This window comes from Streptomyces durmitorensis, assembly GCF_023498005.1.
Taxonomy (GTDB): Bacteria; Actinomycetota; Actinomycetes; order Streptomycetales; family Streptomycetaceae; genus Streptomyces; species Streptomyces durmitorensis.
Map to the genome: position 1 here is coordinate 6,039,888 of NZ_CP097289.1, position 22,059 is coordinate 6,061,946.

The 22,059-nt window shown below is 71.3% G+C and carries 15 protein-coding genes and 2 pseudogenes; 10 read left to right on the forward strand and 7 right to left on the reverse strand.

Translation table 11 applies throughout. From position 1 onward, the window contains the following. Nucleotides 1-9 precede the first annotated feature (9 nt). The 6 genes from speB to M4V62_RS27070 all read left to right on the forward strand — a co-directional run bounded on the left by speB (nt 10) and on the right by M4V62_RS27070 (nt 9,808). Nucleotides 10-1,008, forward strand: coding sequence for an agmatinase (speB, locus tag M4V62_RS27045; protein WP_249589806.1), 999 nt, complete (start codon nt 10-12; stop codon nt 1,006-1,008). Further along, a complete protein-coding gene (locus tag M4V62_RS27050; RefSeq protein WP_249589807.1) occupies nt 1,005-2,690 on the forward strand; it encodes a thiamine pyrophosphate-binding protein in 1,686 nt (561 codons plus the stop codon). The genes speB and M4V62_RS27050 overlap by 4 nt, the downstream gene beginning before the upstream one ends. Before the next feature lie 269 nt (nt 2,691-2,959). Further along, on the forward strand, nt 2,960-3,898 hold the full coding sequence (locus tag M4V62_RS27055; RefSeq protein ID WP_249589808.1) for a serine hydrolase: 939 nt from the start codon (nt 2,960-2,962) through the stop codon (nt 3,896-3,898). 100 nt (nt 3,899-3,998) lie between these two features. Next, complete coding sequence (locus M4V62_RS27060; protein WP_425574992.1) at nt 3,999-7,748, forward strand: ABC transporter ATP-binding protein; 3,750 nt, start codon at nt 3,999-4,001, stop codon at nt 7,746-7,748. Nucleotides 7,749-7,845: 97 nt separating this feature from the next. Further along, complete coding sequence (locus M4V62_RS27065) at nt 7,846-8,241, forward strand: hypothetical protein (protein ID WP_249589810.1); 396 nt, start codon at nt 7,846-7,848, stop codon at nt 8,239-8,241. Between the two features lie 139 nt (nt 8,242-8,380). After that, complete coding sequence (locus tag M4V62_RS27070; protein WP_249589811.1) at nt 8,381-9,808, forward strand: S28 family serine protease; 1,428 nt, start codon at nt 8,381-8,383, stop codon at nt 9,806-9,808. Nucleotides 9,809-9,897: 89 nt separating this feature from the next. Here M4V62_RS27070 and M4V62_RS27075 read toward each other — a convergent pair whose 3' ends face one another. From M4V62_RS27075 to M4V62_RS27085, 3 genes and pseudogenes are all read right to left on the reverse strand, one after another. Beyond that, complete coding sequence (locus tag M4V62_RS27075) at nt 9,898-10,518, reverse strand: hypothetical protein (protein ID WP_249589812.1); 621 nt, start codon at nt 10,516-10,518, stop codon at nt 9,898-9,900. Between the two features lie 113 nt (nt 10,519-10,631). Further along, nucleotides 10,632-12,470 carry a glycoside hydrolase family 3 protein gene (locus M4V62_RS27080; RefSeq protein ID WP_249589813.1) on the reverse strand — a complete coding sequence of 613 codons (1,839 nt, stop codon included), beginning with the start codon at nt 12,468-12,470 and terminating at the stop codon, nt 10,632-10,634. A gap of 576 nt (nt 12,471-13,046) precedes the next feature. Further along, nucleotides 13,047-13,955 (reverse strand): annotated as a pseudogene (locus M4V62_RS27085) (LysR family transcriptional regulator); the annotation flags it as partial. Between the two features lie 133 nt (nt 13,956-14,088). Between M4V62_RS27085 and M4V62_RS27090 the strand changes: the two are divergent. After that, a complete protein-coding gene (locus M4V62_RS27090) occupies nt 14,089-15,072 on the forward strand; it encodes an EamA family transporter (RefSeq protein WP_249589814.1) in 984 nt (327 codons plus the stop codon). Here the strand turns inward: M4V62_RS27090 and M4V62_RS27095 are convergent. From M4V62_RS27095 to M4V62_RS27110, 4 genes and pseudogenes are all read right to left on the reverse strand, one after another. Continuing rightward, nucleotides 15,026-15,742 (reverse strand): annotated as a pseudogene (locus M4V62_RS27095) (sugar phosphate isomerase/epimerase family protein); the annotation flags it as partial. The gene M4V62_RS27090 and the pseudogene M4V62_RS27095 overlap by 47 nt on opposite strands. After that, the gene (locus M4V62_RS27100; protein WP_249589815.1) at nt 15,739-16,689 is read right to left on the reverse strand and encodes a bifunctional helix-turn-helix transcriptional regulator/GNAT family N-acetyltransferase; all 951 of its coding nucleotides are present in this window, start codon (nt 16,687-16,689) and stop codon (nt 15,739-15,741) included. The gene M4V62_RS27100 and the pseudogene M4V62_RS27095, both read right to left, overlap by 4 nt. Nucleotides 16,690-16,789: 100 nt before the next feature. After that, nucleotides 16,790-17,362, reverse strand: coding sequence for a Uma2 family endonuclease (locus tag M4V62_RS27105; RefSeq protein ID WP_249589816.1), 573 nt, complete (start codon nt 17,360-17,362; stop codon nt 16,790-16,792). Nucleotides 17,363-17,403: 41 nt separating this feature from the next. After that, nucleotides 17,404-18,480, reverse strand: a complete 1,077-nt coding sequence (locus M4V62_RS27110) for a LacI family DNA-binding transcriptional regulator (protein ID WP_249589817.1) — start codon at nt 18,478-18,480, stop codon at nt 17,404-17,406. 121 nt (nt 18,481-18,601) lie between these two features. Between M4V62_RS27110 and M4V62_RS27115 the strand changes: the two genes are divergently transcribed. From M4V62_RS27115 to M4V62_RS27125, 3 genes are read left to right on the forward strand one after another with little or no spacing between them, the layout of a single operon-like run. After that, a complete protein-coding gene (locus M4V62_RS27115; protein ID WP_249589818.1) occupies nt 18,602-19,768 on the forward strand; it encodes a Gfo/Idh/MocA family protein in 1,167 nt (388 codons plus the stop codon). Beyond that, nucleotides 19,765-20,925 (forward strand): dihydrodipicolinate synthase family protein, encoded by a 1,161-nt coding sequence (locus tag M4V62_RS27120; RefSeq protein WP_249589819.1) that lies wholly within the window; start codon nt 19,765-19,767, stop codon nt 20,923-20,925. The genes M4V62_RS27115 and M4V62_RS27120 overlap by 4 nt, the downstream gene beginning before the upstream one ends. Then, nucleotides 20,922-21,764, forward strand: coding sequence for a sugar phosphate isomerase/epimerase family protein (locus M4V62_RS27125; protein ID WP_249589820.1), 843 nt, complete (start codon nt 20,922-20,924; stop codon nt 21,762-21,764). The genes M4V62_RS27120 and M4V62_RS27125 overlap by 4 nt, the downstream gene beginning before the upstream one ends. Nucleotides 21,765-22,059: the final 295 nt, after the last annotated feature.

The following is a 22,059-nucleotide window of genomic DNA, read 5'->3' on the forward strand; positions in this document are numbered from 1 at the left end:
AAACCGACCATGAGCAGCGCCGAGACCCCGACCCCCCGCGGCCCGGTCGATTCCTCCCGCGTTCCCCGGTACGCGGGCCCGGCGACGTACGCCCGGCTGCCCCGCCTCGACGAGGTGGGCGGCAAGACGGACATCGCCGTGGTCGGCGTGCCCTTCGACACCGGTGTCTCGTACCGCCCCGGCGCCCGCTTCGGCGGCAACGCGATCCGTGAGGCCTCGCGGCTGCTCCGTCCGTACAACCCCGCGCAGGACGCGTCGCCCTTCGCGCTCGCGCAGGTCGCGGACGCCGGTGACATAGCCGCCAACCCGTTCAACATCAACGAAGCGGTGGAGACGATCGAGGCCGCCGCGGACGACCTCCTCGGCTCGGGCGCCCGCATGATGACGCTCGGCGGCGACCACACCATCGCCCTGCCGCTGCTCCGTTCGGTCGCCAAGAAGCACGGCCCGGTCGCCCTGCTGCACTTCGACGCGCACCTGGACACCTGGGACACGTACTTCGGCGCGGAGTACACCCACGGCACGCCGTTCCGCCGCGCCGTCGAGGAGGGCATCCTCGACACCGAGGCGCTCTCCCACGTCGGCACGCGCGGTCCGCTGTACGGCAAGCAGGACCTCACCGACGACGAGAAGATGGGCTTCGGCATCGTCACCTCGGCGGACATCTACCGCCGCGGCGCCGACGAGGTCGCCGACCAGCTGCGCCAGCGCATCGGCGACCGCCCGCTGTACATATCCATCGACATCGACTGCCTGGACCCGGCCCACGCGCCCGGCACCGGCACCCCGGAGGCGGGCGGCATGACGTCGCGCGAGCTCCTGGAGATCCTGCGGGGGCTCTCCTCCTGCAACCTCGTCTCGGCGGACGTCGTCGAGGTCGCCCCCGCCTACGACCACGCGGAGATCACGGCGGTCGCCGCCTCGCACACCGCGTACGAGCTGACGACGATCATGTCCCGCCAGATCGCGGAGGCCCGCCGGACCACCGAGGGGAGCGCGGCCAAGTGACGCACGACCACGACGTAGTCCTGCGGCCCACGGACGCGCAGCAGGAAGCGGCCCTGAACCCGCCCGCCGGGCGCAACGGCGGCGACCTCGTCGTCGAGACCCTCCAGGGCCTCGGCGCGACGACGGTCTTCGGCCTCCCCGGCCAGCACGCGCTCGGCATGTTCGACGCCCTGCGGCGCTCGTCCCTGTCGTACGTCGGGCTGCGCGTCGAGAACAACACGGGCTTCGCGGCGGACGCGTACGGCCGCATCACCGGCGAGGTGGCCCCGCTGCTCCTGTCCACCGGACCCGGCGCGCTGACCTCGCTCGCCGCGCTCCAGGAGGCGGCGGCCGGTTCCTCGCCCGTGCTCGCGATCGGCAGCCAGATCCCGGTGGCGGGGCTCGGCGGCGGCCGGCACGGCTACCTCCACGAGCTGCGCGACCAGCAGGCCTCCTTCCGCGACATCGTGAAGTCCGTGCACACGGTGCGCACGGCCTCGCAGATCCCCTCCGCCATCGCGGCGGCCTGGGAGTCGGCGCTCACCGCCCCGCACGGCCCGGTGTGGGTGGAGATCCCGCAGGACGTGCTGCTGGCGGAGACGACCCTGCCCGTCGTCACGGCCATGGACGCGACCCCGGACGACGTCGTCCCGCGCCCCGAGCTGACCGCCGTGGCGGCCGACCTGCTGTCCCGCGCCGAGCGCCCGGCGATCATCGCGGGCGGCGGAGTCGTACGCTCCGATGCCTCCGGCAAGCTGCTCGCTCTCGCCGAGCTGGTGAACGCCCCGGTCGTCACGACCTTCGGCGGCAAGGGGGCGTTCCCCTGGGAGCACCCGCTGTCGCTCCAGTCCTGGCTGGAGGACCGGTACACCACGGACTTCCTGGAGGACGCGGACGTCCTCCTGGTGGTCGGCTCCGGCCTCGGCGAGCTCTCGTCGAACTACCACACATTCAAGCCGCGCGGCCGGGTCATCCAGATCGAGGCGGACGCCGGGAAGCTGGAGTCCAACCACCCGGCGCTCGGCATCCACGCGGACGCGCGCCTCGCGCTCTCCGCGCTCCTGGAGACGATCGACGCCCCGCGCGAGGACCCCTCGGCCCCCGAGCGGGTGCGGACGGTCCTCACCAAGGTCAAGGACCGCATCGCCGCCCAGGAGCTCACCCTGGAGCAGCAGGTCCTCGCGTCGGTGCGCGAGGCCCTGCCGGACGCTGCGCCGTCCTTCTGGGACATGACGATCCTGGCGTACTGGGCCTGGTCCGCCTTCGACGCGCGGCGCCCGAACACGATGCACTCCGCCCAGGGCGCGGGCGGCCTCGGGTACGGCTTCCCGGCCGCGCTCGGCGCCGCTGCCGCCGATCCCTCGAAGCCGGTCCTTGCGGTCTCGGGCGACGGCGGCGCGATGTACTCCATCGCGGAACTGGCGTCGGCCAAGCAGCACGACCTGCCGGTCACCTGGCTGATCGTGGACGACGGGGGCTACGGAATCCTCCGGGAGTACATGTCCGACGCCTTCGGCGAGCCCACGGCGACGGAGCTCTCCCGGCCCGACTTCGTCGCGCTCGCGGAGTCCTTCGGGGTGCCGGGCGTCCGGACGACCCCGGAGACCCTGAAGGACGACCTGGCGAAGGCGCTCGCGGCGCCCGGCCCCTCGGTGGTCGTGCTCCCGGCAGTCCTGCGGATGTTCGAGCCGACGCACATCTGAGACGACGTACATCTGAGCCGACGCTGATCGCAGCGGAGTCCCGGCGTCACACCGCGAAGAGCGGGTGACGCCGGGACTCTGTCGTTCCTGAGGCCGTACCCGGGCGCAGGGTGATCGTTTGGACACGGGCGTGTCACGGATCGGTCATCTGTTCCAAAGTCGCACAACCTCGACCGGTACCGGCGAGTCATGCGGGGTGAGTGCGCCGGGGGGCGCGCTCGTACGGGCCCCGAGGGGTTTGTACGGACCCAAGGGGATGGGGAAATTCCATGACGCACCCGGTATCCGGGATATCCAGGCGTGCCCGCGTGCTCTCGGCGGGCCTCGCCGCCGGAGTGCTCGTGCCGCTCGGCGTGACCGCGACCGCCACGCCGGCCGTCGCCGCGGCGGCACCGCAGGTGACCTGCACCTCCGCGCAGGCCGGCCTGGCCGCCAAGCTGACGAAGGACATCACGGCGGCGCTGAAGAACCGCAAGGGCACGGTCGCGGTCGGCCTGCACGACCGCACCACCAAGACCACCTGCACCCTGCGCCCGACCACGTCGTTCGACTCGGCGAGCGTCGTCAAGACGACCGTCCTCGCGACGCTGCTGTGGGACGCGAAGAAGACCGACCGGAAGCTGTCGGCCCGTGAGTCGGACCTCGCGTACGCCATGATCACCAAGTCGGACAACGCGGCGACCAGCAAGCTCTGGAGCCAGCTCGGCACGGGAAAGATCAACGGGTTCCTCAGGGCCGCCAAGATGACCAAGACGGTCCCGGGATCCGGCGGCTACTGGGGCCTGACCCGGATCAACGCGGCCGACGAGCAGAAGCTCCTCGCCCTGATCACCGCCAAGAACTCCGTCCTGAGCGACAACGCGCGCGCCTACATCCTCAAGCTCATGGGCAAGGTCGTCTCCTCGCAGCGCTGGGGCACCCCGGCGGGCGCGCCGTCCGGCGTCGCGATCCACGTCAAGAACGGCTGGCTGCAGCGGTCCACGCACGGCTGGCGGGTGCACAGCATCGGCGCGTTCAAGGGCGGCGGCCACGACTACACGATCTCCGTGCTCACCCACGGCAACAGCACCATGAACTACGGCGTCGCCACCATCCAGGGCGTGGCCAAGGCCATCCACAAGGACCTGACGCCCAGGACCGCCGCGTCCCAGCGCTACACCCCGACGGACACGCCACGGGAGGCGTTCGTGGCGGTCCCCGGCAGCTGACGGGGTCCTAGGACCTCAGACCCCTCTTTGTTGCGGCGGGATGAAATCCGCATCCCGCCGCGTTGGGCCTCTCGGCAGGTCAGGTCGACGGGTCGACGGGATGAGGCAGCACGTGGTGGAGCAACGGGGCGGGGTCGAGCAGGAGAAATCCGGCTGGGCGAAGCGGCTGAGCGGGTACGCGTGGCGGTACCCGAAGGACGTCCTGCTCGCGCTCGGGGCCTCGCTCGGCGGCATGGCCGTCATGGCGCTCGTCCCGCTCATCACCAAGGTGATCATCGACGACGTCATCGGGGACAAGACCCGGTCCATGGGGCCCTGGGTCGGTGCCCTCATCGGCGCCGCCGTCCTCGTCTACGCCTTCACCTACATCCGCCGCTACTACGGCGGCCGCCTCGCCCTCGACGTCCAGCACGACCTGCGGACCGAGATGTACGGCACGATCACGAAGCTCGACGGCCGGCGGCAGGACGAGCTGTCCACCGGTCAGGTCGTCGGACGCGCCACCAGCGACCTCCAGCTCATCCAGGGCTTGCTCTTCATGCTGCCGATGACCATCGGCAACATCCTGCTCTTCGTCATGTCCCTCGTGATCATGGCGTGGCTCTCCGTCCCGCTGACCCTCGTCGCGCTCGCCGTCGCCCCCGCCCTCTGGTTCATCGCCAAGCGCAGCCGGGGCCGCCTGCACCCCTCCACCTGGTACGCGCAGGCCCAGGCCGCCGCCGTCGCCGGAGTCGTGGACGGCTCCGTCTCCGGCGTACGCGTCGTGAAGGGGTTCGGCCAGGAGGAGCAGGAGACCGGGAAGATCAGGGAGGTCAGCCGCAAGCTCTTCGCGGGGCGCCTTCGCACCATCCGGCTCAACTCCAAGTACACGCCCGCCCTGCAAGCCGTGCCCGCGCTCGGGCAGGTCGCGATGCTCGCGCTCGGCGGCTGGCTCGCGGTGCGCGGACAGATCACGCTCGGCACGTTCGTCGCCTTCTCCAGCTACCTCGCCCAGCTCGTCGGCCCCGTGCGCATGCTCGCCATGGTCCTCACCGTCGGCCAGCAGGCCCGCGCGGGCGCCGAGCGCGTCCTGGAGCTCATCGACACCGAGCCGACCCTGAAGGACGGCACGAAGGAGCTGCCCGCCGACGCCCCGGCCACCGTCGAGTTCGACGACGTCTCCTTCGCCTACGAGGACAGCCGCCCCGTCCTCGACGGACTCTCCTTCGAGATCAGGCCCGGCGAGACCCTCGCCGTCGTCGGCACATCCGGCAGCGGCAAGTCCACCGTCTCGCTGCTCATGCCCCGCTTCTACGACGTGACGCACGGCGCCGTCCTCATCGGCGGGCACGACGTGCGCGAGCTGACCACCGACTCGCTGCGGGCCGCCATCGGCCTCGTGCCCGAGGACTCCTTCCTCTTCTCCGACACCATCCGCGCCAACATCGCGTACGGAAAGCCGGACGCCACCCAGGAGGAGATCGAGACCGCGGCCCGCGCCGCCCAGGCCGACCGCTTCATATCCGAGCTGCCCGACGGGTACGACACCACCGTCGGCGAGCACGGACTCACCCTCTCCGGAGGTCAGCGCCAGCGCGTGGCCCTCGCCCGCGCCATCCTCACCGACCCCCGCCTGCTCGTCCTCGACGACGCGACGTCGGCGGTGGACGCGCGCGTCGAGCACGAGATCCACGAGGCCCTGCGCGGCGTCATGGCGGGTCGCACGACCCTCCTCATCGCGCACCGCCGCTCCACCCTGAACCTCGCCGACCGCATCGCCGTGCTCGACGGCGGAAAGCTCGCCGCGATCGGCACGCACCAGGAGCTGACCGAGCAATCGGCGCTCTACAGGCGCCTGTTGACCGACCCCGACGAGCTCGGCGGCGTCTCGCCCGGCCACGCGGTCCCGGTCGAGTTCCCCGAGGACACCTCCCTGCGCGAGGAGCTCGACGCCGAGTTCGACGCCGAGCGCGGCATCACCCCGCAGCTCTGGGTCGGCGACCGCGAGCCCAAGGACACCGCGATGTCCGGGATGCCCGCCACGCCCGAACTCCTCGCGCAGGTCGACGCGTTGCCCCCGGCCACCGACACCCCCGGCATCGACGAGGCGCGCGCGGTCAGCACGGAGGAGTCGTACGGGCTGCGCCGCCTCCTCGCCGGGTTCGGCAAACCCCTGCTGCTCGCCCTGCTCCTCGTCGCCATCGACGCGGGCATGGGGTTGCTACTTCCCGTGCTGATCCGGCACGGCATCGACGAGGGCGTCTCGCAGCTCGCGCTCGGCGCCGTGTGGGTGGCCTCCGGGCTCGCCCTGCTCACCGTGCTCGTGCAGTGGACGGCGCAGATCGGCGAGACGCGGATGACGGGACGGACGGGCGAGCGGGTGCTCTACTCGCTGCGTCTGAAGATCTTCGCCCAGCTCCAGCGGCTCGGACTCGACTACTACGAACGGGAGTTGACCGGGCGCATCATGACCCGGATGACCACGGACGTGGACGCGCTCTCCACCTTCCTCCAGACGGGTCTGGTCACCGCCTTCGTCTCCGTCGTCACCTTCTTCGGCATCATGGGCGCGCTCCTCGTCATCGACGTGCAGCTCGCACTCGTCGTCTTCGCGACGCTGCCGCCGCTGATCATCGGCACGTTCTTCTTCCGCCGCTCCAGCGTCAAGGCGTACGAGCTGGCGCGTGAGCGCGTCTCGGTGGTCAACGCCGACCTCCAGGAGTCCGTCGCCGGGCTCCGCATCGTGCAGGCCTTCCGGCGCGAGCGCTCCGGCGGAAAGAAGTTCGCGCAGGCCAGCGCCGACTACCGCAGCGCCCGCATCCGCGGGCAGTGGCTGATCTCCATCTACTTCCCGTTCGTGCAGCTGCTCTCGGCGGTCGCGGCGGCCGCGGTCCTGATGGTCGGCGCGGGACGCGTGGAGGCGGGGACGCTGACGACCGGCGCCCTGGTCGCCTACCTCCTCTACATCGACCTGTTCTTCGCGCCCGTCCAGCAGCTCTCCCAGGTCTTCGACGGCTACCAGCAGGCCACCGTCTCGCTGGGCCGTATCCAGGAACTGCTCCAGGAGCCGACCTCGACCAAGGCCGCGGACGAGCCGCTCGACGTCCTGTCCCTGCGCGGGGAGATCGCCTTCGAGGACGTGGACTTCGCGTACGGCTCCGAGGACGAACCGGAGGAAGCCCTCAGCGGTGTGCGCCTGCGCATCCCCGAGGGCCAGACGGTCGCCTTCGTCGGCGAGACCGGCGCGGGCAAGTCGACCCTGGTCAAGCTCGTCGCCCGGTTCTACGACCCGACCGGCGGCCGCGTCACGGTGGACGGCACGGACCTGCGGTCCCTGGACCTCACCTCGTACCGCCACCGCCTCGGCGTCGTCCCGCAGGAGGCCTACCTCTTCGCGGGCACCGTGCGCGACGCGATCGCCTACGGGCGGCCCGACGCCACCGACGCCCAGGTGGAGGCCGCGGCCCGCGCGGTCGGCGCGCACGACATGATCGCCACCCTGGACGGCGGCTACCTCCACGAGGTCTCCGAGCGCGGCCGCAACCTCTCCGCCGGGCAGCGCCAGCTGATCGCCCTGGCCCGCGCGGAGCTCGTCGACCCGGACATCCTGCTCCTCGACGAGGCGACCGCCGCCCTCGACCTCGCCACGGAAGCGCAGGTCAACCAGGCCACCGACCGCATCGCGGGCAAGCGCACCACCCTGGTCGTCGCCCACCGCCTGACCACGGCGGCCCGCGCGGACCGCGTGATCCTGATGGACCACGGCCGGGTCGCGGAGGACGGCACGCACGAGGAGCTGCTCGCCCTTGACGGGCGGTACGCGACGCTGTGGCGGACGTTCGTGGGGGAGGCCGAGCCGTCGGCCGCGTAGCCCGCCGAACGAATCGGGGCGGCGGCGCAACCGTGGGCCCCGCGGTCCGCGTCCGTACATCAGTACGCTGATACGGAAGTGTCGGGAGGGGAAACTGGTGAGCAGTGGTCGAATACGGCGGAGCCTTGCGCTCGGCGCCGTCGTCCTCGCGGCAGCCGTCCTGCTCGGTGTCGCGGGCGCCGGTGCGGCGCAGGCGCAGGCGTCGGCCGGACGTTGCGCCGGGCACAAGGTGCGCACCCTCTCCTTCAGCACGGGCAAGGTCGTCGTCTACAAGAAGCGCGGCTTCGTCTGCGCCGTCACCATCGCCAAGCGCCCCGGCGCCCGCAAGACGATGCTGGTGAGCGTCCAGGCCCGCGGCAACCGCCCGGCCAGGGACAAGGGCAGCTACACGCATCACGCGGGCCCGGTGACGGTCCACGCGGGGCATCGGTGTGTGTGGGTGAAGGGGAAGGTGGGCGGGGGGAGCGTCAGCTCGGGCTGGATCCTGTGCTGAGGGTGATCTGAACCCTGCCCCGAGAGTGATGTCGCCTTTGTGACGTACTGCGTCCTGGTGTGACGCAAGAGCCCCTAGTAGTGAGCGAGTTGCTCCGATAAGTTCCGGCGGACGCAACCGCGAACTTAGGGGAGAGTGCATGCGCAAGGCGCTCAGATGGCTGCTGTCGCTTGTGGTGCTGATAGGCACCGCGGGGACACTGGGCACGGCAGGGGCGGCCACCGCCGCCGAGCCGCGGGCCATCGACACACAGGCCACGGACATAAAGGACCGGCTCCTCGCGATACCGGGCATGAGCCTGATCGAGGAGAAGCCGTACACCGGCTACCGGTACTTCGTCCTCAACTACACCCAGCCGATTGACCACCGGCACCCCTCCAAGGGCACCTTCAAGCAGCGCCTGACGGTCCTGCACAAGGACACCGCCCGCCCCACGGCCTTCTTCACCAGCGGCTACGGCGTCTCGACGAACCCCAGCCGCAGCGAGCCGACGCGGATCATCGACGGCAACCAGGTCTCCATGGAGTACCGCTTCTTCACGCCGTCCCGCCCCGAGCCCGCCGACTGGTCCAAGCTCGACATCTGGCAGGCCGCGAGCGACCAGCACCGCATCTTCAAGGCGCTCAAGCCGGTCTACGACAAGAAGTGGGTGGCGACCGGCGGCTCGAAGGGCGGCATGACCGCCACGTACTACGAGCGCTTCTACCCGCGTGACATGGACGGCGTCGTCGCGTACGTCGCCCCGAACGACGTGGTGAACAAGGAGGACTCGCGCTACGACGAGTTCTTCGAGACGGTCGGCACCAAGGAGTGCCGCGCCAAGCTGGAGGCCGTGCAGCGCGAGGCGCTCGTGCGCCGCGAGCCGCTGGAGAAGAAGTACGCCGAGTTCGCCGAGGCCGGCAACTACACCTTCAAGACGGTCGGGAACCTGGACAAGGCGTACGAGGCCGTCGTCCTCGACCTGGTGTGGGGCTTCTGGCAGTACCAGCCGGAGTCCGCGTGCGCCGACGTCCCCGACGCGTCGACCGCTTCGGACCAGGTGATCTTCGACTACGTCGACGCGGTGGGCGGCTGGACCTCCTACACGGACCAGGGCCTGACCCCGTACACGCCGTACTACTACCAGGCCGGTACGCAGCTGGGCTCGCCCGACATCTCCCAGCCCTGGCTCGGCGACCTGAGCCGCTACGGCTACCAGCCGCCGCGGAACTTCGTGCCGCGTGACATCCCGATGAAGTTCCAGTCGGGCGCCATGAAGGACGTGGACCGCTGGGTGCGGCACAACGCGACGCGGATGATGTACGTCTACGGCGAGAACGACCCGTGGGGCGCGGAGCCGTTCCGCCCCGCCAAGGGCGCGAAGCACGACTCCCACGTCTTCACCGCGCCGGGCGCGAACCACGGCGCGAACGTGGCCGGCCTCGTCCCTGCGGACAAGGCGAAGGCGACGGAGCGGATCCAGGCGTGGGCCGGGGTCTCCACACCGTCCGCAGCGAAGCCGCTGGCCCCGTATGACGCGAAGCTGGACCGCAAGGACCAGCAGAAGGAGCTGACTCTGCGCCCGTAGTGATCGCACCGTCGATCACCGGCTCCGCCGAGTTCGTCCTCGAACGCCGGACGGGCTGACTGCTCAGCCCGTCCGGCGTCCGGAACCGCTCACACCCGCACCGCACACCCCACCGGCTTCCCGCCCCCCAGCGACACATAGAGCTCCGTCGCGGCGGGGCACAGGGACCGCTGCGAGACGGCCACGGTCACCCGGTACTCCGGGGCCTTCGGCCCGGCCCCGTCGCACGCCGTCTCCCTGACCTCCCCCTCCCGGGCGCTGTAGACGCAGTCGCCCACCACGGTCCGAGGTCCGCCCCCGCCCCCGGGATCCCCGGGGTGCGGCTCCTCGAGGTTCCGCATGCAGGCGTAGCCCCGCGGAACCTCCCCGTTCCCGTCCTCGTCCACCGACGGCCGGTCCTCGCTGATGTGGAGCACGAAGTCCGTGCGGGCGGGGCACGAACGGCCCTGTGCGACCTTGCCGTCGTAGCGGGCGACGACCCGCGCCGCCGCCCGCTCACTCGTGCACGGCACCTCCGTGAAGGTCTCGCGCCCCCTCGAACTGCACTCGTCCACGGCGAGGAAGACGGCCCCGTGCCCGGACGACACCGGCGAGGACGGCTGCCGCCCCGACGGCTCCGATCCCGGGTCCGAGGACTTCTGACAGCCACTCACGCCGACGAACACCACCAGCAGCGCCCCCGCGCACCTCCAGCCAAGCAAGGCAAACATGGCAATCCCCCCGATATGTGCACCCAGCGTGACCCGCGCGGGCGGGCGCACGCCAGATGCGTGGGGTGCTTTGGGTCAGGTGGAGGTGGTGCGCCGGTGGAGCGGCGTACGGATCAGTACGTCAGGCCGTACCCGACCGGATACAGCACCTGCCCCGGGTCATCCGCCCGCTGCACCGGCACGGGCAGCTTCCCCCGCGGCTCGACGCGCCCCGCCACCACCCGTGCCGCGGCGCGCAGTTCGACGTCCGTCCAGCAGTACGCGGCCAGGGACGCGCCCACGGACGGCAGCCGCGCCACGTCGTACGGATTGCGGATCGCCACGGCGACGACCGGGACGCCCGTCGCCACCAACGCCTCCACCAGCGCGATCTGCGCGCTCCCGGCCCCTACGTTGTACGTGCCCACGAGCACCGCGTCCTGGCCCGCTGCCGCCGCCACCGCCTCGGCGATCTTCGCGGCGGAGGGGGCCGTGCCCGTCGGCAGGACCGTCGGCGAGAAGCCGAGGTCCGTCAGCTCGCGCCCGAGCACGGTCGTCGGCGGACCCGTCGTCCCCGAAGGCGACGCCGGGTCCGCGCCCACCACGAGCACCTTCCGCCGCGTGCGCCGCGACAGCGGGAGCAGTCCGTCCTTGTTGAGCAGCAGCGTCGTCGTCTCGTCGGCGATCCGGTCGGCGGCGGCGAGATGCGCGCGCGTGCCGACCGCGCGGTCGACGCCGCGCGAGGAGACGTACGGGTCGGAGAACAGGTCGAGCTTCGCCTTGAGGCGTAGGACGCGAAGGATCGACTCGTCGAGGCGTTCCTCCGTCAACTCGCCCTCCCGCACCGCCTGGAGCACCGCGTTCCAGGCGATCTCCGGCTTCGGCGGGTTCAGGAGCTGATCGACGCCCGCCTTCAGGGCGAGCACCGGCACGCGGTCGTCGCCGTACTTCGTGCGGACGCCCTGCATGCCGAGCGAGTCCGTCACCACGACGCCGTCGTAGCCCAGTTCCTCGCGCAGGATGCCGGTGAGGATGGGGCGCGAGAGCGTGGCCGGGTCCTCCGCCGGGTCCAGGGCGGGGACGACGATGTGCGCGGTCATGATCGAGTCGATGCCCGCCTCCACCGCCGCCCGGAAGGGCGGGGCGTCCAGGGTCTCCCACTGCTCACGGGTGTGGTGGATGTACGGCAGCTTCGAGTGGCTGTCGTCCTTGGTGTCGCCGTGCCCGGGGAAGTGCTTGGACGTCGACGCGATGTCCGCGCCCTGGTAGCCCTTGACCTGGGCCGCGACCAGACCGGCGACCGCTTCGGGGTCCGAGCCGAAGGAGCGTACGGCGATGACGGGGTTGGCGGGATTGACGTTCACGTCGGCGACCGGCGCGTAGTTCTGGCGGATGCCGAGCGCGCGGAGCTCGGTGCCCGCGATGCGGGCCGCCTTGCGCGCGGTGGAGCGCGAGCCCGCCGCGCCCAGGGCCATCGCGCCGGGCAGGAGCGTGGCGGGGACGCCGACGCGGGCCACGGCGCCGTGCTCCTGGTCGGTGGAGATGAGCAGCGGGATGCGGGCGGTGGGGGACTGCTCCGGGGCGTCGGGGGTGAGGGCCGCGCGCTGGAGGCCGTTCGAGAGGTCGGCGATCTGGTGCGGGGCACGGGTGTTGTGGGCCCAGCCGAAGTAGATGATGCCGCCGAGGTGGTACTTGGCGACCGCCTCAGCGGCGGTGCGGACGCCGAGCTCCTTGAGGTTGGAGTCGATGTCCGCCTGGTCGGGCTCGGTGGCGGAGTGGCCGTACACATGCATCACGAAGAGCTGGCCGACCTTCTCCTCGAGGCTCATGCGGGAGATGAGCTCCCGCAGCTTCCGGTCGCGACCTCGGTCGCCGCTGCCCGCCGCGTGGGCGGCGGAGGGCGCGGCGAGGGCCGTCGCGGCGACGGCCGTGGCGGTGAGCAGGGTGCGTCTGGAGGCGTTGCGGTGGGACATGTGCGCTCCTTCGGGGACGTCCTTCGGGGGACGGATGCCGGACCGGGAGCCGGGCTGGGGAAACCGGCTGAAGGAAACTTTCCGAGAGTCACGGATATCCCGAAGATTTCTGCCGGTCAAGGGCGTCGGCAGCCGAAGTCGGCAGTCACTGTGCGGGAGAGGGGCCGTCACCGGCGCTGTTGGAGGGGGGCGCACCGGTGACGGCATGCTGCCGGCCGCGGGCGGCAGAGAGGGTGGTCAGCGTTCGCAGCCAGCAGCGATGCCGACACCGCCGCGCGGAGACTCATCCGGCAGCACGGCAATTGGACGGTGGCGCCTTCGCGTGGGTTCCCGGCAGAGGGCGTTTTCCGGAAAGTGGTGCGGGCGGGAGCAATGAGCTTCAGGGGGCGGTCATTCCGGCACTCCGACGGCCTCGGGGGTGGTATCCGGTACGGCCTCGGCGGCGGTCTCGGCGGCGGTCTCGGGGGCGGTCTCGGGGGCGGTCTCGGGGGCGGTCTCGGCGGCGGTCTCGGCGGCGGCCTCGGCGGCGGCCTCGGGGACGGCCACAGAGACGGCTTCGGCGACGGTCCCGGGAGCGGTGTCCGGCGCCACCCCGGGCCAGTGGCCCTGCAAGGTGCGCACCGTCTCCGCGATCGCGGGGCGCCGCGAAGCCCCCTCCCGCCACAGCGCGTACAGCCGCCGCACCGGCAGCGGATCGAGCCGCACCGTGACCGCGCCGTCCGGGACGGGGCCGCGGCCCAGGCGAGGGATCAGGGCGATGCCGAGCCCCGCCGCGACCAGCGCGACCAGGGTGGGGTTCTCCTCCGCGGTGTGCGCGATGTCCGGCTCGCAGCCCGCCTCGCGCAGGGTGCGCACCAGCCACTCGTGGCAGACGAGCCCCGGCGGCTGGGTGATCCAGCGCTCGCCCTTCAGGTCCTCGCGGCGCACGGAGCCGCGGCCCGCGAGCCGGTGGCCCGCGGGCACGACGAGGTCGCAGTAGTCGTCGCCGATGACGGCCTGCTCGACGCCGGGCGGTGTCGGCAGCGGCGCGATGTCCCAGTCGTGCACGACCGCCATGTCCACCGCGCCCTTGGCCACCAGGCCCACGGAGAGATGCGGGTCGATCTCGGACATCCGGGCGTCGAGCGCGGGGTGCCGCAGGGCGAGGTCCGCGAGGGCGGCGGGCAGCAGGCCGCGCGCCGCCGAGGCGAACGCGGCGATGGTCAGGCGCCCCGCGGGCAGTCCGCGCCGCTCCTCCAGCTCGGTCTCCGCGCGCTCCACGATCGCCATCAACTCCTGGGCGGTGGAAGCGAGATGACGGGCCTCCTCGGTGAGCGCGACGCCCCTGCCCTGCCGTTCGAGGAGGGTGGTGCGGGTCTCGCGCTCCAGCTTGGCTATCTGCTGGGACACGGCGGACGGGGTGTAGCCGAGCGCGGTGGCGGCTGCGCCGACGGTGCCGTGCACGGAGACGGCGTGCAGGGCGCGGAGCCGAGCGAGATCGAGCACGAAGAGCCCTCCTCATGGGGCGGCATGGGGCGGCGACACCGGTCGGCGCCGCCCGATCCGTAAGCGTTGCTTCATCCCATCATGCAGAGATCCGCGCTGGTCCTACATGGTCGCGGCGGGTGATCCTCGACGCATGCGACCCGCACATGTCCTTCTGGCCGTCCTCGTCACCGCCGTATGGGGCGTCAATTTCGTCGTCATCGAGGTGGGTCTCGACCACTTCCCGCCGCTGCTCTTCTCGGCCCTGCGCTTCCTGGTGGCGGCGCTCCCCGCGGTCTTCTTCGTGGGGCCGCCCAAGGTCGCCTGGAAGTGGATCGTGGGGGTCGGACTAGTCCTGGGGGTCGCCAAGTTCGGCTTGCTCTTCATCGGCATGGACGCGGGGATGCCGGCCGGGACGTCCTCCCTCGTCCTCCAGATCCAGGCCGTGTTCACGGCGCTCTTCGCCTTCGTGGCGCTCGGTGAACGCCCCGGCCGCGTACGCCTGTTGGGCATGCTGATCGCCCTCGCGGGCATCGGCGTCGCGGCGGTGGACGAGGGAGAGGCGGGGCCGCTCACGGCCTTCGCGCTGCTGATCGGCGCCGCCGCCTGCTGGGGCGCGTCGAACGTCCTGACCCGCAAGGCGTCCCCGCCCGACTCGCTGAACTTCATGGTGTGGGTGAGCACGGTCCCGGTCCTGCCGCTCCTGGCGCTCTCGCTCCTCTTCGAGGGCCCGTCGGCGGACCGCGCCGCCCTGGCCTCACTGGACTGGCAGGGCGCGGGCGTCATCGTCTACGTCGCGTGGATCACGACGGTCTTCGGCTTCGGCGCCTGGGGCTATCTCCTGCGCCGCCACCCCGCGTCGACCGTGGCGCCCTTCTCGCTCCTGGTCCCGGTGTTCGGGATGTCCGCGGCCGGGCTCGTCCTTGACGAGTCGGTGAGCGCCCTCGGCTGGTGCGCGGCGGCGCTCCTGGTCGGCGGGGTGGCGCTGACCTCCCTGGCCGGGGTCAGGCGTGGCGGTTCAGGAGCCGGGACAGGAAGTCCCGCCCCGGGCCCAGGAGTTCGGGCAGCGGCGCCGCGCCCTCGTACCACCGCTTCTCGTACTCCCAGCACAGCCAGCCGTCCCGGTGCTCCCCGCTGAGCAGCGCGTCCACGGTCTCGGCCAGCGGCAGGACGCCCTCGCCGAGGCCCAGCGGTGTCGTGTCCTCGGTCGACGCGATGTCCTTCACCTGTACGTAGCCGAGGTACGGGGAGAGCGCCGCGAGGCTCTCGGCGGGGGACTCGCCGCCGAGCCAGGTGTGCATCACGTCCCACAGGGCGCCCGCGTGACGGTGGCCGACCGCGCCGAGCACGCGGGTCGCCGCGGCGCCCGTGCGGTGCGAGTCGTGGGTCTCCAGGAGGATGCGTACGCCGAAGTCCGCGGCGTACTCGGCCGCGGTGCCGAGCCGTCGTGCGGCCGTCGCGTCGGCCTCCTGTGCGCTCTGTTCGGTGCCGCCGCCGGGGAAGACGCGGATGAAGGGGGCGCCCAGGTCGCGGGCGAGCGTGAGCAGGGACCGTATGTCGTCGAGCACGGGCTCGTCGTCGCCGGGTGCGGCCACGCGCGCGTACCCGGAGATTCCGAGGATCTCGATGCCCGCGGTCTTGAACTGGGCTGCCACATCGGCCCGTTCGGCGAGGTCGATCCCCGGGTGGACCGGCTCCTCGGGGTGCGCGCGCAGTTCGATGCCGTGAAAGCCGTGGGTGGTGGCCAGGTTCAGCACGTCGGCGATGGGGAGTCCGGGGACGCCGAGGGTGGAGAAGGCGAGTTTCATGACGCAGACCCTAGGTGCAGTTGCCAGTCCTGCCCCAGCAGGTCGACGCCGAACGAGCGGTGCGGCTTCTCGTCGACCAGGACGAATCCGTGCCGGAGGTAGATGGCGCGGGCGGCGCCGAGGATGTCGTTGGTCCACAGGGCCATCTCGCGGTAGCCCACGTCCCGGGCGAACTCGACGCAGGCGGAGACGAGTTGGTCGCCGATACCCATTCCCCGGGCGTCGGGCTCGACGAGCAGCAGCCGCAGCCGGGCGGTCCCGGGCGCGTCGTCGCGCACGCACATCACGCACCCCACGGGCCGCCCGTCGAGCTCGGCGATCCACACCCGCTCCAGGTGCGGATCGTGATCCTCCGCGAAGTCGGCGACGATCCGGGCGACCAGGCCTTCGTAGTCGGTGTTGAACCCGTACTCGGCCGCGTACAAGGCGGCGTTGCGCTGCACGATCCACCCGAGATCGCCAGGACCGGGCTCACGGAGGACGGGCCGCGAGGCGGCAGCCCCTTCCCTGCCGCCGCTCAGGATCTCCCGCACGGTGCGCATCGCGGTCGCGAGGCGTGACCGCTCGGCGGCCGGAACGGCCGAGAGCAGCGAGCCGACGGCCTCGCTGGACCGCTCGTCCAGCAGCCCGGCGGTCTCGCGCCCCCGCGCGGTGAGCGTGATGCGCTGACGCCGCGGATCACGCTCGGACGGCGCGCGCTCGACGATCCCGCCCTTCTCGAACTTGCCGAGCAGACGACTCAAGTACCCCGCATCGAGGGAGAGTTCGGCGCGCAGATCGGCGGCGTCGAGATGCGAGGCATGCGCGAGCTCGTACAGGACGCGGGCCTCGGTGAGGGTGTACGGGACGTAGAGCTGGCGGCTGTAGTCGAGGGCGCCGATGAGGTTCGTGTAGAAGCGGTTGAAGGCGCGGATCTCTTGGATGGGCGTATCGGGAGAGTGCGGCATCGCGGATCACTCACTTCGGCGGGCATCGGGCCGGGCCCGATTTACCGTTGACTGAGTCAAGGGTACGCCGGGCCGTCCATGACCGCCATGCCCTGCCGGCTCAGTCCAGGTCCCCGGCCTTCGGGAAGGTGTCCGTCGCGATGGTGATGTCGCGCCCTTCGAGAGGCAGAACCAGATCCTGACCAAAGGGGATCTCTGTCGCGTCCTCGTAGCTCCCGACCCCGGTCGGGTGGCGGTGGACGGTGCAGATGCCGTCCTCGGGGTCGATGACTACGTAGATGGGGATGCTGCATTCGGCGTAGAGGTGGAACTTCTTGGCGAAGTCGTTGTCCCGGCTGCTCTTCGAGACGACCTCGATCACCGCTTCCAGACTGTGCCACTCGAAGCGGCCACGGCTGTTGCGCTCGGCGCCGGGGGCGATGATGGCCAGGTCGGGTGCATAGCCGTAAAGGCTGGACGGGAAGTCGATCATGACGTCGGAGAGGGCTTTGCCGCGCGAGGCGAGCTGCCGCCTGATTTGAGGGGCGGCCTCGACGATGACCTCCCATTGGTACTCACCTTGCGGCGTCATGATGATCTTCCCCTCCGTGATCTCGACGCGGTAGCCGCGGGGAAGGTTGACGCCGTCCAGTACGTCCCAGGCGCTGGGTGCATCCATGACCATGACTGACATATGAGCCTCCTTTTCCCGGTGATGTCAACGACATCGAGGGCTCAGCGACACGGCGGCGCCGTGGACCCCCGCACCATCAGCTCCGCCCCGATCGTCGCCACGCCCCCGGGCGGTGCCTCCTCCGCGCCCGTGGCGAGGCGGCCCGCGCGGGCGCCCGCCTCGTACAGCGGCAGTCGTACGGTCGTCAGGGCGGGGACGGCGTCCACCGAGAACGGCAGGTCGTCGAAGCCCGCCACCGAGATGTCCTCGGGGATGCGCAGGCCGCGCTCGCGCAGGGCGGCGGACGCGCCCAGGGCGACCGTGTCGTTGGCGGCCACGATCGCCGTCAAGTCCGGGGCGCGGCGCAGGAGTTCGAGCGTGGCCTCGTAGCCGGACCGGCGGGTGTAGGGGCCGTGGACGGTCAGTTCGTCCTGGTCGGCGTTCCCGTTGCCCCCGGCGGTCCCCGTGCCGGACGCCGCGAGTGCGTCACGGTGGCCCTCCAGGCGGTGCCGGGTGGTCGTCCGCTCCATCGGCCCCGCCACGTACCCGATCCTGCGGTGCCCCAGCGTCAGCAGATGCTCCGTGAGCCGCCGCCCGCCGTTGCGGTTGTCGAAGGTGAGCGTGGCCACCGCCGCGTCCGAGTCGTCGAGGGGCGGCCGCCCGCAGAGCACGATCCGGGTGCCCGCGTCCGCCAGGCGTGCCAGCTTCGCGGACATCGCGGCGGCGTGGGCGGGGTCCTCCAGGGCGCCGCCGGTCAGGACGACCGCGGCGGCGCGCTGCCGCTGGAGCAGGGTCAGATAGGTGAGCTCGCGCTCCGGGGAGCCGCCCGTGTTGCAGACCACGGCCATCCGCTCGCCGCCGGCGCGCCCGCCGGGGCCGCCGATCTCGGACTGGACTGCGCCCGCCATGATCCCGAAGAACGGGTCGGCGATGTCGTTCACGAGGATGCCGACCAGGTCGGACGTGGCTGCGGCTAGCGAGCTCGCGGGCCCGTTGAGTACGTAGTCGAGGTCGTCCACGGCCCGCAGGACACGCTCCCGGGTGGCGGCGGCGACGGGGTAGTTGCCGTTCAGTACGCGGGAGACGGTGGCGGGGGAGACCTGGGCGCGTGCCGCCACGTCCGACAGGGTCACGGTCATCTCGTCGTCCTCCGGTCACGGCTCTGGTCCGAAGCTCTTGTCCGAACCTTGTGCGGCAGGCTAGCTTCTTCTTGGATAGAAAGCGCTTGCTATACGCTTACCTGCGTACGGAGGGACCCCTGTGACTCGCAAGACGGTGCGCATCGCCATGAACGGTGTGACGGGACGGATGGGCTACCGACAGCACCTCGTCCGCTCACTGCTGGCCCTGCGCGAGCAGGGCGGACTGGCCCTGGGCGACGCCGAAGGCACGGTGCTGTGGCCCGAGCCGGTCCTGGTGGGCCGCAGAGAGAACGCCCTGCGTGAGATCGCGGAGCGCCACGGACTTGACGCCGAGAAGAGCGTCTCGACCGACCTGGACGCGGTCCTCGCCGACCCCACGATCGACATCTACTTCGACGCCCAGGTCACGTCCGCGCGCGAGGAGGCCATCAAGCGGGCCATCGCGGCGGGCAAGCACATTTACACGGAGAAGCCGTCCGCGACAGGCCTCGCGGGAGCCCTGGAACTGGCGAGCCTGGCCAAGGCGGCCGGCATCAAGCACGGCGTGGTCCAGGACAAGCTCTTTCTGCCGGGGCTCCTGAAGCTGAAGCGCCTGATCGAAGGCGGCTTCTTCGGCAAGATCCTCTCCATCAGGGGCGAGTTCGGCTACTGGGTCTTCGAGGGCGACTGGCAGGACGCCCAGCGCCCCTCCTGGAACTACCGCGCGGAGGACGGCGGCGGCATCGTGGTCGACATGTTCCCGCACTGGGAGTATGTCCTGCACGAGCTGTTCGGCCGCGTACGCAGCGTCCAGGCGCTGGCCGCGACGCACGTACCGCAGCGCTGGGACGAGCAGAGCAAGCCCTACGACGCGACGGCGGACGACGCCGCGTACGGCATCTTCGAGCTCGAAGGCGGTGCGATCGCGCAGATCAACTCCTCCTGGACGGTCCGCGTGAACCGCGACGAGCTGGTCGAGTTCCAGGTGGACGGCACGGAGGGCTCCGCGGTCGCGGGCCTGCGCAACTGCCGGGTCCAGCACCGCAGTTCCACCCCCAAGCCGGTCTGGAACCCGGACCTGCCCGTCACCCACTCCTTCCGTGAGCAGTGGCAGGAGATCCCCGACAACCAGGAGTTCGACAACGGCTTCAAGGCCCAGTGGGAGCTGTTCCTGCGGCACGTGTACGCGGACGCGCCTTACCACTGGGACCTGCACGCGGGCGCACGCGGCGTGCAGCTCGCGGAACTGGGCCTGAAGTCATCGGCCGAGGGCCGCCGCATCGAGGTGCCGGAGATCGCCCAGTGACGCTCCTGCTGCCGCGCGCGGACGGCACCACGCGCGCATACGAGCCCCGCCGGGCGCCCTCGCGAGTGGCACCCGCGGGCAGCTCCCCCCTCACCTCCCGCACGGTCTTCTCGGCGGCACACGTGGTGGCCGACCCTTACGCCGACGTCTCCCCGGACTCCCCGGCGGCCGTCGACTGGGATGCGACCCTGGCCTTCCGCCGCCACCTGTGGGCGCAGGGCCTTGGCGTGGCCGAGGCGATGGACACGGCGCAGCGCGGAATGGGCCTGGACTGGAAGGGCGCGGCGGAACTGATCACGCGCTCCGCCGCGGAGGCGAGGTCGGTGGGCGGCACGATCGCCTGCGGCGCGGGCACGGACCAGCTGACGGAACCCGCCGACCTGCCGACGGTCCGCTCCGCGTACGAGGAGCAGCTGACCCTGGTCGAGTCGAGCGGCGCACAGGTGATCCTGATGGCGTCCAGGGCGCTCGCCTCGGCGGCGAAGTCGCCGGACGACTACCTGGAGACGTACGGACACCTCCTGCGCCAGGCGAGCGAGCCGGTGATCCTGCACTGGCTCGGCCCGATGTTCGACCCGGCGCTCACCGGCTACTGGGGGAGCGATGACCTGGACGCGGCGACCGAGACCTTCCTGGAGGTCATCACCGCGCACCCGGACAAGGTCGACGGCATCAAGATCTCCCTCCTCGACCCGGGGCGCGAGATCGCACTGCGCCGCCGCCTCCCGGACGGCGTCCGCTGCTACACGGGCGACGACTTCAACTACCCCGAGCTGATCGCGGGCGACGACCAGGGCTTCAGCCACGCACTCCTGGGCATCTTCGACCCGCTGGCTCCGCTGGCGGCCCAGGCGGTGCGCGCGCTGGACACCGGCGACACCGAGGCGTTCCGCGCCTGCCTCGACCCGACGGTCGAACTCTCCCGCCACCTGTTCCAGCCCCCCACCCGCTTCTACAAGACGGGTGTGGTCCTCCTGGCATGGCTGGCAGGCCACCAGACCCACTTCACCATGGTGGGCGGCCTCCAGTCGGCACGTTCGCTGCCGCACTTGGCCCGCGCCTACGAACTGGCGGACGGCCTCGGCCTGTTCCCGGACCCGCTCCTGGCGGAGACCCGCATGAAGTCCCTGCTCACCACGTACGGAGTCCAGCAATGAGCGAGAGCGGGAGCGAGGCCCTGGCGCGCTTCTCCATCAATCAGATGACGGTGAAGCAGCTGTCACTTCCCGAACTAACCTCGGAATGCGTGAAGTTGGGCATCCCGGGGGTCGGCCTGTGGCGGGAGCCGGTCCAGTCCTACGGCCTGGAGCGGACCGCCAAGCTGATGCGCGACGCGGGCCTGACGGTCACCACGCTCTGCCGGGGCGGCTTCCTCACGGCGATCGACCCGCACGCGCGCGTGCGGGCCATCGACGACAACAAGGCGGCGATCGACGAGGCGGCGGCGCTGGGCACGGACACGCTGGTCCTGGTGTCCGGCGGCCTGCCGCCCGGCAGCAAGGACTTGCAGGGCGCACGCTCCCGGATCGCCGAAGCGCTCGCGGAGCTCGCCCCCTACGCGGCTTCCCGGGGTATCCGCCTGGCCATCGAACCCCTCCACCCCATGTTCGCGTCGGACCGCTGTGTGGTCTCCACGCTGGCCCAGGCCCTGGACCTGGCAGAGCGCTTCCCCTCTTCCGAGGTCGGGGTCTGCGTGGACACGTACCACGTGTGGTGGGACGACCAGGCGCCCGCGCAGATCGCCCGCGCGGGCCGGGGCGGACGCCTGCACGCCTTCCAACTGGCGGACTGGATCACTCCGTTGCCGGAGGGCGTCCTGAACGGGAGGGGCCAGCTGGGGGAGGGCTCGATCGACCTGCGGTCGTGGCGCGCCTTGGTGGAGGAGGCGGGCTACGGGGGCCCGATAGAGGTAGAACTCTTCAACGAGGCCCTGTGGTCAGGGGACGGCAGAGAACTCCTATCAGCCACGGCCCAAAACTACGTACGCCACGCGTGACCTAACTCTTCTCCCCCGGCACGGGCGGCTACCCGCCCCCTCTTGCCCGAACAGCCCTTCCCCACCCACCCGCCCGTAACCCCGCATCCGCCCATCGCCGAACAGGCCTTTCCCACCCACCCGCCCGATTGCCCCGTGGTGGCAGGGGGAGCGCGTTGAAGTGACAGGAGCGGGTGATCTGCGTGGGTGGGTGGTGCAGTGGATTGCGGCGGGAGGATCTGTGCTGTGGGGCTGGGTGTGGATGTGTTGCAACCCGGGTTACTGGCGTGGGTGGTTCGCACAGGTGGGGGTGGGG

Excerpts from the sequence above, each read along its gene's own strand:
- speB (WP_249589806.1), top strand. The coding sequence starts at position 10 with ATGAGCAGCGCCGAGACCCCGACCCCCCGCGGCCCGGTCGATTCCTCC.
- M4V62_RS27055 (WP_249589808.1), top strand. The coding sequence starts at position 2,960 with ATGACGCACCCGGTATCCGGGATATCCAGGCGTGCCCGCGTGCTCTCG.
- M4V62_RS27060 (WP_425574992.1), top strand. The coding sequence starts at position 3,999 with ATGAGGCAGCACGTGGTGGAGCAACGGGGCGGGGTCGAGCAGGAGAAA.
- M4V62_RS27070 (WP_249589811.1), top strand. The coding sequence starts at position 8,381 with ATGCGCAAGGCGCTCAGATGGCTGCTGTCGCTTGTGGTGCTGATAGGC.
- M4V62_RS27075 (WP_249589812.1), bottom strand. The coding sequence starts at position 10,518 with ATGTTTGCCTTGCTTGGCTGGAGGTGCGCGGGGGCGCTGCTGGTGGTG.
- M4V62_RS27080 (WP_249589813.1), bottom strand. The coding sequence starts at position 12,470 with ATGTCCCACCGCAACGCCTCCAGACGCACCCTGCTCACCGCCACGGCC.
- M4V62_RS27090 (WP_249589814.1), top strand. The coding sequence starts at position 14,089 with ATGCGACCCGCACATGTCCTTCTGGCCGTCCTCGTCACCGCCGTATGG.
- M4V62_RS27100 (WP_249589815.1), bottom strand. The coding sequence starts at position 16,689 with ATGCCGCACTCTCCCGATACGCCCATCCAAGAGATCCGCGCCTTCAAC.
- M4V62_RS27105 (WP_249589816.1), bottom strand. The coding sequence starts at position 17,362 with ATGTCAGTCATGGTCATGGATGCACCCAGCGCCTGGGACGTACTGGAC.
- M4V62_RS27110 (WP_249589817.1), bottom strand. The coding sequence starts at position 18,480 with ATGACCGTGACCCTGTCGGACGTGGCGGCACGCGCCCAGGTCTCCCCC.
- M4V62_RS27125 (WP_249589820.1), top strand. The coding sequence starts at position 20,922 with ATGAGCGAGAGCGGGAGCGAGGCCCTGGCGCGCTTCTCCATCAATCAG.